A 12,176-nucleotide genomic window follows, 5' to 3' on the forward strand; every position below is an offset into this window, starting at 1 on the left:
CGATGTTCATTGCTCGCGCTGTCTTATCCGAGAAGCTTGCGCAACCGATCTACCGACTCCTGCAGCTGCGCCATCGAGTTGGCTGTCGAAAACCGGACGAAGCGCTCAGGCTCCGCCGTGCCAAAGTCGCGGCCCGGCGTCACGGCAATGTGCGCGCGGCGCATGACTTCAAACGCGAAGTCCCAGCTGCAGTTCTTGCCAGAAGGGACGCCCAGGCGCTGCGCGGCCTCGGTGCAATCGGCCCAGGCATAGAACGCGCCGTCGGGCATTACCGGCACCGCAAGGCCCAACGACTGCAGTGCGGGGATGAAGAAGTCGCGCCGGGCCTTGAACTCGGCGCGGCGGCGCTCGTATTCGGCAATGCTCTCGGCCTCGAAGCAGGCCAGGGCCGCATGCTGCGCCACCGTGCTGGCGCAGATGAACAGGTTCTGCGCCAGGCGCTCCACCACGGGCACCATGGCCTCCGGCACCACCATCCAGCCCAGGCGCCAGCCCGTCATGTTGAAGTACTTGCTGAAGCTGTTGATGCTGATGATGTTGTCGTCGATGGAAAGCGCCGTGTGGCCGAACTCTTCTTCGTACGACAGGCCCAGGTAGATCTCGTCGATGAGCGTGATGCCATCGTGCGCACGCACCACTTCATGAATGCGGCGCAGCTCGCCAGGCGCAATCGAGGTGCCGGTGGGGTTGGACGGCGACGCGAGCAGCACACCGCGCGTCTTCTCCGTCCAGGCGGCGCGGACTTTCTCGGCGGTCAGCTGGTAGCGCTCGGCCGCCGTGGTGGGCAGCAGCACGGCCTTGCCTTCGGCAGCGCTCACGAAGTGGCGGTTGCAGGGGTAGCTCGGATCGGGCATGAGGATCTCGTCGCCCGACTCGATGAGCGCCAGGCACGCCAGCTGCAGCGCGGCCGATGCACCTGCCGTCACCACGATGCGGCGTGCGGGCACGTTGACGCCAAAGCGGCTTTGGTACCAGCCGCTGATGCGCTCGCGCAGGGCATCCAGGCCCAGGGCGTTGGTGTACTGCGTCGCGCCGCTGTGCACGGCGCGGGCTGCGGCCTCTTGCACCAGGGGCGGCGCGGTGAAGTCGGGCTCGCCGATGTTCAGGAAGATCATCGGCTCGCGCGTGCCCGCCACCTCGCGCGCCAGGGCCTGCGCGGCCTTGGCGACTTCCATTACATAAAACGGTTCGATGCGCTCGGCGCGCGTGGAAAACTTCATGGCATGGGTTCCGTGGCGCCCGTCAGGGCCGGGCAGCGCGCTGCACAGCAGCAACGCGAAGGGAAAGGTGCTTAGCAGCGACTACCAAAAGCGTGCGAGGCGACAAAGCCAGCCGCGCCGTGCCGGCCGTACTGCGCCCATCAATCAGCTGCCGGACCGCTTGGGGCAACAGCACTTCCGCCGCCACCCGCAGCCTTGTCAGCCGCGACTTCGACGGCGCGCAGCTTGGGTGCCAGGCCGTTGAGCACGGCGTTCACATATTTGTGGCCGTCAGTGCCGCCAAACTCCTTGGCCAGCTCGATGCACTCGTTGAGCACCACACGCCAAGGCACGTCCAGACAGTGCTGGAACTCGTACACGCCAATCCACATCACGGCGTGCTCGATGGGCGAAATCTCCGCCATCTTGCGGTCCAGCAGCGGCGTGATCAGCGCATCCATCGCAGCGGCGTTGGCAATCGAGCCATGGAGCAGTGCGTCGTAGTGCACCGAGTCGGCTTTGTGGAACCCTGCCAGGTTGCGGGTGAAGGCGTCGATGGATTCGGCGTCGTTGCCACCCACCAGGTGCTGGTACAGCGCCTGCAGCGCGAACTCGCGTGCGCGGCTGCGGTTGGACTTGGAGGCCGCCTTGCGCGCGCCCGTGGTCTTGAGGCCGGTGCGGGGCTGCTTTGGTGGCCGGCTGTCGGAAGGGGTGTTCATATCGCTCATGACAGTTCGTCCAGCAGGTTGGCCATCTCGACCGCCACACGGGCTGCGTCCACGCCCTTGTCGGTCTGGCGTGCGATGGCTTGTTCCATGTTCTCGGTGGTGATGATGGCGTTGGCAATCGGGATCTGGTAGTCGAGCGCCAGGCGTGTGACGCCCGCGCCCGATTCGTTGGCCACCAGCTCGAAGTGGTACGTCTCGCCGCGGATGATGCAGCCCAGGGCGATCAGCGCGTCGTATTCGTCGGCCTCGGCCATGGCCTGCAGGGCCACGGGCACTTCGAGCGCGCCGGGCACGAGCACGTGCTTGATGTTCTTTTCTTGCACGCCCAGGTTCAGCAGCTCTGCGCGGCAGGCGGCGGCCAGGGCGTTGGTGATGCCTTCATTGAAGCGGGCCTGCACGATGCCGATGTGCAGTTTCTTGCCGTCGAGGCGGTCTGCCGTGCCTTTTTCTGCGCCAAACATATTGCGTTATTCCTTGGGGATGAAACCGGTGATCTCGAGGCCGTAGCCCGCCATGCTGGGCATGCGGCGCGGCTGGCCCATGAGGGCCATGCGGTGCACGCCGCACTCGCGCAGAATTTGTGCGCCCACGCCATAGGTGCGCAGGTCCATGCGGCCGCGCTCGGGGGCTTGCGCTGCGCGGGCCGTGCCTTCGAACTGGGCGAGCAGCTGGTCAGCCGTCTCGCCGCAGTTGAGCAGCACCGCCACGCCCTTGCCCTGCTCGGACAGATATTGCAGGCTGGTGTCGAGGCTCCACGAATGCATGGAGCGGTTGACCTCCAGCGCGTCCAGCACCGACAGCGGCTCGTGCACACGCACGGGCACCACGTCGTCGGCGCCCCATTGGCCCTTGACCAGGGCCAGGTGCAGCTCCTTGCTGGGCTTGTCGCGGAAGGCGTGGGCGGTAAACGCGCCAAAGGCCGTCTGCAGCACGCGTGTGCCCACCTTTTCGACCAGCGACTCATTGCGGCTGCGGTATTCGATGAGGTCGGCGATGGTGCCGATCTTGAGGCCGTGCTCGGCGGCAAAGAGCTGCAGGTCTGGCAGGCGCGCCATGGTGCCGTCGTCTTTCATGATCTCGCAGATCACCGACGCGGGGCTGCAGCCGGCCATCACGGCCAGGTCGCAGCCGGCTTCTGTGTGGCCTGCGCGCATGAGCACGCCTCCTTCGACCGCCTGCAGCGGAAAGATGTGGCCGGGCTGCACCAGGTCGGCGGCCACGGCGTTGGGCGCCACGGCGGCCTGCACGGTGCGGGCGCGGTCGGCGGCCGAGATGCCGGTGGTCACGCCTTCGGCGGCTTCGATGGAGACGGTGAATGCTGTGCCCATCTTTGTGCCGTTGCTCGCCACCATGGGCGGCAGGCGCAGGCGCTCGCAGCGCTCGCGGCTCAGGGTCAGGCAGATCAGGCCGCGGCCAAAGCGGGCCATGAAGTTGATGGCCTCGGGCGTCACGTGGTCGGCGGCCAGGACCAGGTCGCCTTCGTTTTCACGGTCTTCTTCATCCACCAGGATGACGATGCGCCCGGCGCGCATCTCGGCCACGATGTCCTCGACGGGCGAGATCGGCACAGGGGTCAGGGGGGAGGTCATGGAGACGGGCTTTCGGTGAGCGGCGCGGGTGGCGTGACCGCACGCTGATCCGGCCACGGCCCGGTAGAGCCGATTCCAAAGAGCGTGCAGTGCGGCGCCAGCCGCACGGTGCGGGAGCGCTCTGCGCCCCAAAGCGTGGATTTTAGTGCAGTTGGGGCGCGGCGACACGGGTCACGCGGGCGGGCGGCCACCCTTGCGCCCGGCCAGGGCGCCAGCCATGATCACCCAGGCCAGCACCAGCAGGGACAGCAGTTTGATGGTGCTGGCCCCGGTCAGCACCGTAGGCCAATGCGGGAGGTGCATGTGCAGGGTGGCGCAGTTTTCCACCAGGTCCGACACCACCAGAAGGCCCATCGTCCAGTGCGCATGGCGGTAGAGCCAGCCCAGGGCCCGGCCCGGCGGCACGGCCCGCGCCACGCGCCGCCGCAGGGCCCACGCCACCGGGTAGGCCAACCACAGGGTGTAGCTGGCAAGCAGCGCCCAGTCCCAGGTGATGGCGCGGCGCACGCCCTCGGTGCCTCCGCAGGCCACACCCCAGCCGTTGTGCCAGTGGGCCGACACTTGAAAGCCCGACGGCAGGGCCTGCACCCACCCCGGCGCTGCGCCCAGGTCACAGGCGGCGCGGTCTATCTGGAATGTGATGGCAAACAGCACCACCGTGGCGACCGCCAGCGCCATGCCCAGCCAGCGCCAGGGCTGCGTGCGGGGGACGGTTCCCGCGGGCACGGCGCCACCCACCGGCTGGGCCGTGGGGTCGATGAAGTCGTCAGCAAAGCGCTCGCGCGCGTTGAGACCCGTCCAGACCCAGTAAGGGCAGTCGTAGGCCTGATCGTGCATGGCGGTGAGCGGGTTGCCGGGCTGCAGCCGGCTGCGGTCTACGCGCAGGCCCTGGGCCAAGGCTTCGTCCACCATCCATGCCAGGGTGAGGTTGGACAGCCCGTCGCGCGCATACGAGCCGCCCACATCGCTGTGCACACCGCGGAACCAGCGCTGGTCGTAACTGCGCCAGGCCTGCTCCTCGCTGGTGAAGTGCGGATCGGTGTAGCGCCGCGGCGCGTACTTGCTGCGCGATTCGTGCAGCGACAGGGCGTGGCGCACGTGGGTAAAGCGTTTGCAGGCGAAATCGGTGGAGTTGCTGATCTTGATCCCGCCCAGCAGGCCGCTGCCGATGGCCTCCACCGTGTCCCACACTCCCACAAAATGCACCAGCGGCGTGCGGCCGAGCGAGAAGTTGTCGATCACATCCCGCGCGAAGGACTCGCGGCTTTTGGTGCCGGCCTGGTTCTTTCGGCCGCTGGGCGCGAAGTAGGTGCGCACCAGGGTCTCAATGAGCGGCAGGCCCTCGGTGTGGATCAGGCCGTACATATTGAGCATGCCGGCCACCGCCCGCGCCGTGAACGCGCCGCGCGAGAAACCAAACAGGTAGATGCGGTCGCCCCGCTGGTAGGTGTTGACCAGGAACCGGTAGGCCTCGGCGATATTGGGGAACACGCCGCTGCCCAGTGCCAGCCCCGCCAGCTGCCGCAGCTGGTTCTTGGCCTTGGACACGATGCCGTCCGCCGGAAACTCGTTCGTCGTGCCCACGCCGGGGTCGTAGTAGACCAGTTGCGTGGGCCCGCTGCCCGAGGGGTCATGGCCTTTGCCGAGCATGCGCAAAAGCTTCACCACGTTGGTGTCCTGCGGGTTGCCCAGGATGTTGCCGGTGCCGTCGAACAGCAGCACGAGGTTGCGGCCGGGGTGGGCTGCCCATTGCGTGTTTGCTGCGATGCACTCGGCCAGGACGGCCTCGCGGGTCGGGGCGTGGGTGCCGCCGCCCGGGGTGTGTACGGCTGGCGCAGCCGGCGTCTCTGGGGCGTTCATGGCGTCCTCCCTCCCGTGGCGATGAATGTGGAGAGATTCTGGGCGAGGAACGTGCGCCGCAGCAAGCGGGCCGCTCACCCGGCCGCGACGCTGGCCCCGGGGTCAGACCATGGTGGCTGGCGTCAGAAGCTGAACGCTTCCAGCCGCACGTCGCTGGTTGGATAGGCCACGCAGGGCAGCACGCAGCCTTCGGCCTTTTCTTCAGCGGTCAGGCCGGGCCATTCGATGGCGTAGCGCACCTCACCTTCGGTCAGCATGCCGATGCAGGTGCGGCAGGTGCCGTTGCGGCAGGAGCTGGGCCAGTCGATGCCGCCTTGCTCCATGGACAACAGCAGCGGCTGCTCGGGCCAGGCGTCGCACTGTTGGCCATCGGGTTCAACCTTGGCGATGAAGAAGGGGGCGGCAGGAGTGGTCATGGAGGCTCAAGCGGTCGGTCAGTCAATCAGCCAACTAACTAGTTAATCATTCAATCAGTCAAAACAACGCTTCACGCGTCTGGGGCGGTGGCGCGTGACCATACCAGCAGGAGGTTGTTGGCGGGCAGGGCGTGGCGCTGTTGCAGTGCCAGCCCGGCGTCGGCGGCGGTCGCTGCGACGTCTTCGATCCGGCGGATGCCCCAGGCGCTGTCCTGCGCGCGCAGGCTGGCGTCAAAGGCCAGGTTGCCGGGGGCCGTGGGCACGGCGTCTTCCAGATACGGCCCGTAGGTGACGAGCCGGCCCCCCGGCGCCAAGTGGCGCGCTGCCCCCTGCATCAGCCCGGCGCAGCAGGCCCACGGGGCAATGTGCAGCATGTTGGCGCAGTAGATCAGGTCGAACCCGGCACCGAAGGCCTCGCCCTCGGCCGGCCACCGCGACTGCACCACGTCGAGCCGAACCGGCGCGCGCACATTGCCGGCCCCGGTGCTGGCGGCCCAGCCGGTGATGGAGTCGAAATGCGTGCCCTCCAGGTCGGTGGGCTGCCAACTCCAGCCCGGCAGCGCAGCGGCAAAGTGTGCTGCGTGCTGGCCGGTGCCACTGGCGATCTCGAGCGCGCTGCCTTGCGGCCGCAGCAGGGCGAGCAGGCACGCAAGGATGGGCGCGCGGTTGCGCTCGGCGGCTGGGCTATGGTGGAGGGCGGGGTTGAGCATATTTAAGGCCCTAGCGCTTGTTCTATAAGCACTTGTAGCTATCAATTAAGGAGCAAGAGGCGGCGGTTCCGGTCGCTTTGGCCTTCCGCATTGCACCGCTGTAGCTGCCTTGTTTTTGAGCACCACAACGATATGTCTTGTAAATCAATGACTTATGGATGTCATACAAGGCTTGTTCAGGCTTATCCACAGGATTGTCCATCGTCGACAGGGATAACACAGTGTTTTTGCACCCTTTGGGGCGGGTTGCTGACCGCGTTATGGCGCTGGAGCCGGTGTGCCTATTTTTTGTGCGTTGCAATTAATACTCATATGAATCAATAACTTAACTGCATCATACAAAGCTTGTGCCCACTTATGCACAGGATTGTCCAGTGCTGGCAGGGATAACCGGAGGCTGGTTTGTAACTCTGTGCTTAAAAATTAAGCAGCGTAGTGTCGTTCTTTATGAATCAACCACTTGCAGTTGTCATACAGGGCTTGTCAAAACTTATCCACATGATTGTCCAGTGCAGGGAGGGACAACCTTCCGGCGCCGCCAGCCGTGTGGGCGAGGCCCCGGACAAATGCCTCAGGCGGTGACCTTCACACCCTTCCAGAACGCCACGCGGCCCCGGACTTCGTCGGCTTCGGGCTTCGGGTCGGCATAGAACCAGGCGGCGTCGGTGTTCATCTCGCCGTTGACCAGGAGCGATAGGTAGCTGGCCTGGCCCTTCCAGGCGCAGGTGGTCTTGTGGTTGCTGAAGGTGAAGTAGTCGCGGTTAAGCGCGCTTTCGGGAAAGTAGTGGTTGCCTTCAACCACCACGGTGTCGTCGCTCTCGGCCACGACCACGTCGTTCCAGACTGCTTTCATGGGGTTTCCTTTGTCAAAATGCCTTGTAGCGCTTGATACGTAAGCGCTGGCTGCTATGAAATTGTGATTTTTGGTGCACCGGTTTTTTGGGGTGGCGGCCCCCCGGCCTGATTTTTGGCCCTGAGCACCTTACCCGATTGCAGTCCCGGATGATCGGTGGCTTGCGTTGTGTAACGGAATTTCCGTTGCGAGGGGAGGGTGTGGCGGCTGTGCGGGGTGCCGCAGGGGGACGCAGCTTTCGGCCCACCCCGGCAACAGAGGAACACGCTCCGCCGTCCAACGCCCCGGCCGTGGCTTGAGCCCTCGGCCCCATCGAAGTCCGAAGTCGCGCGCGCAACCACCCCCCGCACCCAACTCGCTTACAGTCCCCCGCGCAGCGTGCCTGCGTGGCACCCACCCGCATCCTTTCCAACACAAACCTACAGGAGCAGCATTCATGGCTATCGACTTCAACGGCCGCGTGGCCATCGTTACCGGCGCAGGCGGGGGCCTGGGCCGCCAACACGCGCTGGCCCTCGCAGCGCGTGGCGCCAAGGTGCTGGTCAATGACCTCGGCGGCGCGGTGGATGGCAGCGGCAGCACGGTGTCGGCCGCGCAGGCCGTGGTCGACGAGATCCGCGCAGCTGGCGGCGAGGCCCTGGCCAACGGCGCATCCGTCACCGACTTCGCAGCGGTCGAGGCCATGGTGCAGCAGGCCATCGACGCCTGGGGCCGGGTGGACATCCTGGTCAACAACGCCGGCATCCTGCGCGACAAGTCGTTCTCGAAGATGAGCATGGACGACTTCCGCCTGGTGGTCGACGTGCACCTGATGGGCGCAGCCCACTGCTGCAAGGCCGTGTGGGCGCACATGGTGGCGCAGCAGTACGGCCGCATCGTGATGACCACGTCGTCCACCGGCCTGTATGGCAACTTCGGCCAGGCCAACTACGGCGCGGCCAAGCTGGCCCAGGTGGGGCTGATGCAGACCCTGGCCATCGAAGGCGCCAAGTACAACATCCACGTGAACGCCCTGGCGCCCACGGCCGCCACGCGCATGACCGAAGGCCTGATGCCCCAGGAGGTGCTGGATGCCTTGAAGCCCGAGGCCGTGGTGCCCGCCATGCTGGTGCTGGCGCACGAGAGCGCGCCCACGCGCACCATCCTGTGCGCCGGTGCAGGCACATTCGAGGCGGCCCACATCACCCTGACCCAGGGCATCCACGTAGGCATCGGTGCTGACGTGCCCGAGCAATTGGCGGCCCGCCTGGCCGAGGTGACCGAGCGTGCGGGCGAGCAAGTACCACAAAGCGGCGCTGCCCAGGGCACCAACGAGGTCGGTAAGGCCATGGCGTCGAGGGTTTAAGCCAGGTCCGTACGTGCAATCGTGCTCCGTGCTAAGTTCCGGGCCGACAGAAGAAGACGGATCGGTATAAAGATATGAGCAAATTGCACGAGAGACTGGCGGCCTACCCCGCGGACGCCCTGGGAGGGATTCGCCGCGGCATTGAAAAGGAAGGCCTTCGGGTGCTGCCCCACGACGGCCTGGCCCTCACGCCGCACCCGGTGGCGCTGGGCTCGGCCCTCACGCACCCGCTGATCACGACCGATTACAGCGAATCGCAACTGGAGCTCATCACCGGCGCCCACAAGGGCGTGGACCAGTGCCTTGATGAGCTGACCGAGGTGCACCAGTTTGTGCACCACACCCTCAAAGACAGCGGCGGCGAGCTGCTCTGGGCGTCCAGCATGCCCTGCGGGCTGCCCACCGACGAGACCATTCCCATCGGCCGCTACGGCAGCTCCAACGTCGGCCGCGCCAAAAGCGTTTACCGCATGGGCCTGGGCCACCGCTACGGCCGGCGCATGCAGACGATCTCGGGCATTCACTACAACTGGTCGCTGCCCGGCGTGGACAGCGAGCAGTATTTCTCGCTCATCCGCAACTTCCGCCGCAATGCGTTTGTGCTGCTGTACCTGTTTGGCGCATCCCCCGCGCTGTGTCCCTGTTTTGTGGCCGGGCGCGAACATGGTTTGCAGCAACTGCCCGGTGGCAAGGCGCTGTACCTGCCGCACGCCACTTCCCTGCGCATGGGGCGCCTGGGCTATCAAAGCGACGCGCAGGCCACGCTGGCCGTGAGCTACAACGGCCTCAAGGGCTATGCCAATTCGCTGCACGAGGCGCTGACCAAACCCTATCCCGCCTACGAAATGCTGGGCGTGCGCAACCCCGGTGGTGACTACAACCAGCTGGGCACGAGCCTGCTGCAGATCGAAAACGAGTTCTACGGCACCATCCGCCCCAAGCGCACCGTGCGTACCGGCGAGCGCCCACTGCACGCCCTGCGCGAGCGCGGGGTCGAATATGTGGAAGTTCGCCTGATGGACCTGGACCCGTTCGTGCCCGTGGGCATCACGGCGTCGACCATGCGGCTGCTGGACGTGTTTTTGCTGCACTGCCTGCTGTCCGACAGCCCGCCCGACACGCCGGCCGAGATCGCTGAACTGAAGCACAACCAGCACCTCACGGCCGAACGCGGCCGCGAGCCCGGGCTGCAACTGGCGCGCAACGGCCAGAGCGTGGCGCTGGCCGACTGGGGTGCCGAGGTGCTGGCCGAATGCGCGCCGCTGGCCGCCGCGCTGGATGCCACGCACGGCACCGACGACTACAGCCGTGCCCTGCGCGATGCGCTGGCCTTGATGGCCGCCCCCGCCGATACGCCCTCGGCCCGAGTGCTGAAGGCGATGCACGAGGCGCACGACAACCGTTTTGAAGACTTTGCGCGCCAGTCTTCGGTGGCCGCGCGCGATGCACTGCTGGCCCTCCCTTGGTCTGCAGACCAGCAGGCGCGCTACCTGGCCCTGGCCGACGAATCGGTGGCTGCGCAAAAGGCCATCGAGGCGGCGGACACGCTGCCGTTTGAGGCCTGGCTGGAGCAGTACATGGCGGTGAAGGAACTGGGGTGATGCAGCCTTCAGGAGTGGTTTGCTCCTGATTTAATAGCTGCTAGCGCTTATGCATCAAGCGCTGGCGGCCAATTTGGCTTGATTTTTGAGGTGGTTGTGTCTCTGTGCGCCACGAGATTGTGGATGGGCGGGTGACACAGGCGCCCTGGCTTCCACAGGCTCAGCCCGAACGGCGCGGAAGTCGGGATTCACGCTTCCAACCGCAGCAACGCTTCCTGCCGCCAGTACTCGGCGGCGTTCAGAAAACCCTCCCACACGCAGCCGTTGCAGCCGCGCCCGCAGCAGGTCGTGGGCTCCGGCGGCGGGTTGCGCAGGGCGATGCCGGCCGCCTGCGCCCGGCTCTGCAGGGTCTGGAACATGACCTGGGCCGAGGCGCCGTCCACAGCGCGGGCGGGCAGGGCAGGCGTGTGCAACGGAGCGGCGAGTGTCACGGTTGCCCGCGCCCAGCCTTGGCGCGCCGCAGCGCGAACTGTACCACAAAGGCCACACCCAGCGCCAGCGCAAACCAGCCCACCAGCGCGGCTTGGCCCATCAGTTCGCGCACGCTGGTCGAGCGGGCCACATACGGCGCCAGCAGAATCACCAGGCCGATCAGGGCGCAGGTCACGCCCTTGAACAGCACTTCCTTGTCGGCCTTGGCGATCGCGGCCTTGCGCGGGGCGGGTGTGGGGGTGGGCATGGTGGTCAAAAAAGGCGCAGCGGCCAGGAGCGGGAAGACCGCGATTATCCTTGGCGCCTTCACGCCGCTCTTTGGGCGGCCCGCGCCGACACCGGTCTGCTGCACGCCAAGCCCGCCCACCCGCAGCCAAAACACCGGCCGCCCGGCAATCCGGCGGCGCCGACCCGACAACCCGACAGACACACAGAAAGAATCCCGCATGGCCATCCAGTGGTTCCCCGGTCACATGCACCTGACCAAGAAAGCCATCACCGAACGCATCAAGGACATTGACGTGGTGATCGAGGTGCTGGACGCGCGCCTGCCGGGCTCCAGCAGCAACCCGCTGCTGGCCGAGCTCACCGGCCACAAGCCGACGGTGAAGATCCTGAACAAGCAGGACGTGGCCGACCCCGCGCGCACCCCGCTGTGGGTGGACTGGTACAACGCCCAGAGCGAAACCCGCGCCGTGCCGCTGGATGCATCCGACGCGGCACCCGCGCGCAAGCTGATCGATGCCTGCCATGCCCTGTCGCCCAACCGCGGCGGCATGGCCAAGCCGATGCGGGTGCTGATCTGCGGCGTGCCCAACGTGGGCAAGTCCACGCTGATCAATACGCTGTCGAACAAGCGCCAGGCCAAGACGGGCGACGAGGCCGGCATCACCAAGATCGAGCAGCGCATCACCCTGGCGGACGACTTCTACCTGTGGGACACCCCCGGCATGCTGTGGCCGCGCATCATCGTGCCCGAGAGCGGCTACAACCTGGCCGCCAGCGGCGCGGTGGGCCGCAACGCCTACGACGAAGAACTGGTGGCGCTAGAGCTGCTGCGCCGCCTGCAGGCGGACTACGCGCCGCTGCTGGAGGCACGCTACAAGCTGGGCCTGCCGACCGGCGCCATGGCCACGATGCAGGACGACGAGCTGCTCAATGCCATCGGCAGAAAACGCGGCGCCATGCTGGGCGGCGGCCGCGTCAACCTGCAAAAGACGGCCGAAATCCTGATGACCGACTTTCGCACCGCCATCCTTGGGCGCATCACCCTGGAGACGCCTGCCGAGTTCGAGGCTTGGCGCGCCGCCGGCCTGGCCGAAGATGCCAAGCGACAGGCGAAGAAGGACGCGCGGACCAAGTCCAAGGGCAAAGGCTCGGGCGTGCGCGAGCCCTCGTCGGGCGACGCACCGTAGCGGGCAGAGCGGGGGCGGGGCGCGCCCC

General features: G+C 66.5%; 13 protein-coding genes. 3 read left to right on the plus strand and 10 right to left on the minus strand.

Annotation, left to right across the window (positions count from 1 at the left end):
- Positions 1 to 23: 23 nt before the first annotated feature.
- From ACSQ3Q_RS08025 to ACSQ3Q_RS08060, 8 genes are all read right to left on the minus strand, one after another.
- Positions 24 to 1,220 (minus strand): pyridoxal phosphate-dependent aminotransferase, encoded by a 1,197-nt coding sequence (locus ACSQ3Q_RS08025; protein ID WP_436133875.1) that lies wholly within the window; start codon positions 1,218 to 1,220, stop codon positions 24 to 26.
- A gap of 140 nt (positions 1,221 to 1,360) precedes the next feature.
- Positions 1,361 to 1,927, minus strand: coding sequence for a transcription antitermination factor NusB (gene nusB, locus ACSQ3Q_RS08030; protein ID WP_436133876.1), 567 nt, complete (start codon positions 1,925 to 1,927; stop codon positions 1,361 to 1,363).
- Positions 1,924 to 2,388 carry a 6,7-dimethyl-8-ribityllumazine synthase gene (gene ribH, locus ACSQ3Q_RS08035; RefSeq protein WP_436133877.1) on the minus strand — a complete coding sequence of 155 codons (465 nt, stop codon included), beginning with the start codon at positions 2,386 to 2,388 and terminating at the stop codon, positions 1,924 to 1,926. Before ribH ends, nusB begins: the two co-directional genes overlap by 4 nt.
- Positions 2,389 to 2,394: 6 nt before the next feature.
- Positions 2,395 to 3,516: a bifunctional 3,4-dihydroxy-2-butanone-4-phosphate synthase/GTP cyclohydrolase II gene (gene ribBA, locus ACSQ3Q_RS08040; protein ID WP_396503981.1), complete on the minus strand. Its 1,122-nt coding sequence runs from the start codon at positions 3,514 to 3,516 to the stop codon at positions 2,395 to 2,397.
- Positions 3,517 to 3,687: 171 nt separating this feature from the next.
- The gene (locus ACSQ3Q_RS08045; RefSeq protein WP_436133878.1) at positions 3,688 to 5,376 is read right to left on the minus strand and encodes a DUF2235 domain-containing protein; all 1,689 of its coding nucleotides are present in this window, start codon (positions 5,374 to 5,376) and stop codon (positions 3,688 to 3,690) included.
- Between the two features lie 122 nt (positions 5,377 to 5,498).
- Complete coding sequence (locus tag ACSQ3Q_RS08050) at positions 5,499 to 5,792, minus strand: 2Fe-2S iron-sulfur cluster-binding protein (protein WP_436133879.1); 294 nt, start codon at positions 5,790 to 5,792, stop codon at positions 5,499 to 5,501.
- 71 nt (positions 5,793 to 5,863) lie between these two features.
- Positions 5,864 to 6,502, minus strand: coding sequence for a DUF938 domain-containing protein (locus ACSQ3Q_RS08055; RefSeq protein WP_436133880.1), 639 nt, complete (start codon positions 6,500 to 6,502; stop codon positions 5,864 to 5,866).
- A gap of 571 nt (positions 6,503 to 7,073) precedes the next feature.
- Positions 7,074 to 7,355, minus strand: a complete 282-nt coding sequence (locus ACSQ3Q_RS08060; protein WP_436133881.1) for a DUF427 domain-containing protein — start codon at positions 7,353 to 7,355, stop codon at positions 7,074 to 7,076.
- 436 nt (positions 7,356 to 7,791) lie between these two features.
- Here ACSQ3Q_RS08060 and ACSQ3Q_RS08065 point away from each other — a divergent pair, with 436 nt between their 5' ends.
- Positions 7,792 to 8,700 (plus strand): SDR family NAD(P)-dependent oxidoreductase, encoded by a 909-nt coding sequence (locus ACSQ3Q_RS08065; RefSeq protein ID WP_436133882.1) that lies wholly within the window; start codon positions 7,792 to 7,794, stop codon positions 8,698 to 8,700.
- Between the two features lie 74 nt (positions 8,701 to 8,774).
- Positions 8,775 to 10,301, plus strand: a complete 1,527-nt coding sequence (gene gshA / locus ACSQ3Q_RS08070; RefSeq protein WP_436133883.1) for a glutamate--cysteine ligase — start codon at positions 8,775 to 8,777, stop codon at positions 10,299 to 10,301.
- 188 nt (positions 10,302 to 10,489) lie between these two features.
- On the opposite strand, the gene ACSQ3Q_RS08075 is transcribed toward gshA, so the two are convergent.
- Both ACSQ3Q_RS08075 and ACSQ3Q_RS08080 read right to left on the minus strand, forming a co-directional pair.
- On the minus strand, positions 10,490 to 10,660 hold the full coding sequence (locus ACSQ3Q_RS08075; protein WP_436136961.1) for an oxidoreductase-like domain-containing protein: 171 nt from the start codon (positions 10,658 to 10,660) through the stop codon (positions 10,490 to 10,492).
- Between the two features lie 68 nt (positions 10,661 to 10,728).
- Entirely contained in the window at positions 10,729 to 10,980 is a 252-nt protein-coding gene (locus ACSQ3Q_RS08080) for a hypothetical protein (RefSeq protein WP_436133884.1), read from the minus strand.
- A 199-nt stretch (positions 10,981 to 11,179) separates the two neighbouring features.
- Between ACSQ3Q_RS08080 and ylqF the strand changes: the two genes are divergently transcribed.
- Complete coding sequence (gene ylqF / locus ACSQ3Q_RS08085; protein ID WP_436133885.1) at positions 11,180 to 12,148, plus strand: ribosome biogenesis GTPase YlqF; 969 nt, start codon at positions 11,180 to 11,182, stop codon at positions 12,146 to 12,148.
- Positions 12,149 to 12,176: the final 28 nt, after the last annotated feature.

Origin of the sequence: Acidovorax sp. LjRoot129 (assembly GCF_964253765.1) — a bacterium.
In the GTDB taxonomy this organism is placed as follows: domain Bacteria; phylum Pseudomonadota; class Gammaproteobacteria; order Burkholderiales; family Burkholderiaceae_C; genus Acidovorax.

What these genes read in the sequence shown, in the direction of transcription:
- ACSQ3Q_RS08025 (WP_436133875.1), bottom strand. Translation starts at nt 1,220, where the DNA reads ATGAAGTTTTCCACGCGCGCCGAGCGCATCGAACCGTTTTATGTAATG.
- nusB (WP_436133876.1), bottom strand. Translation starts at nt 1,927, where the DNA reads ATGAGCGATATGAACACCCCTTCCGACAGCCGGCCACCAAAGCAGCCC.
- ribH (WP_436133877.1), bottom strand. Translation starts at nt 2,388, where the DNA reads ATGTTTGGCGCAGAAAAAGGCACGGCAGACCGCCTCGACGGCAAGAAA.
- ribBA (WP_396503981.1), bottom strand. Translation starts at nt 3,516, where the DNA reads ATGACCTCCCCCCTGACCCCTGTGCCGATCTCGCCCGTCGAGGACATC.
- ACSQ3Q_RS08045 (WP_436133878.1), bottom strand. Translation starts at nt 5,376, where the DNA reads ATGAACGCCCCAGAGACGCCGGCTGCGCCAGCCGTACACACCCCGGGC.
- ACSQ3Q_RS08050 (WP_436133879.1), bottom strand. Translation starts at nt 5,792, where the DNA reads ATGACCACTCCTGCCGCCCCCTTCTTCATCGCCAAGGTTGAACCCGAT.
- ACSQ3Q_RS08055 (WP_436133880.1), bottom strand. Translation starts at nt 6,502, where the DNA reads ATGCTCAACCCCGCCCTCCACCATAGCCCAGCCGCCGAGCGCAACCGC.
- ACSQ3Q_RS08060 (WP_436133881.1), bottom strand. Translation starts at nt 7,355, where the DNA reads ATGAAAGCAGTCTGGAACGACGTGGTCGTGGCCGAGAGCGACGACACC.
- ACSQ3Q_RS08065 (WP_436133882.1), top strand. Translation starts at nt 7,792, where the DNA reads ATGGCTATCGACTTCAACGGCCGCGTGGCCATCGTTACCGGCGCAGGC.
- gshA (WP_436133883.1), top strand. Translation starts at nt 8,775, where the DNA reads ATGAGCAAATTGCACGAGAGACTGGCGGCCTACCCCGCGGACGCCCTG.
- ACSQ3Q_RS08075 (WP_436136961.1), bottom strand. Translation starts at nt 10,660, where the DNA reads ATGTTCCAGACCCTGCAGAGCCGGGCGCAGGCGGCCGGCATCGCCCTG.
- ACSQ3Q_RS08080 (WP_436133884.1), bottom strand. Translation starts at nt 10,980, where the DNA reads ATGCCCACCCCCACACCCGCCCCGCGCAAGGCCGCGATCGCCAAGGCC.
- ylqF (WP_436133885.1), top strand. Translation starts at nt 11,180, where the DNA reads ATGGCCATCCAGTGGTTCCCCGGTCACATGCACCTGACCAAGAAAGCC.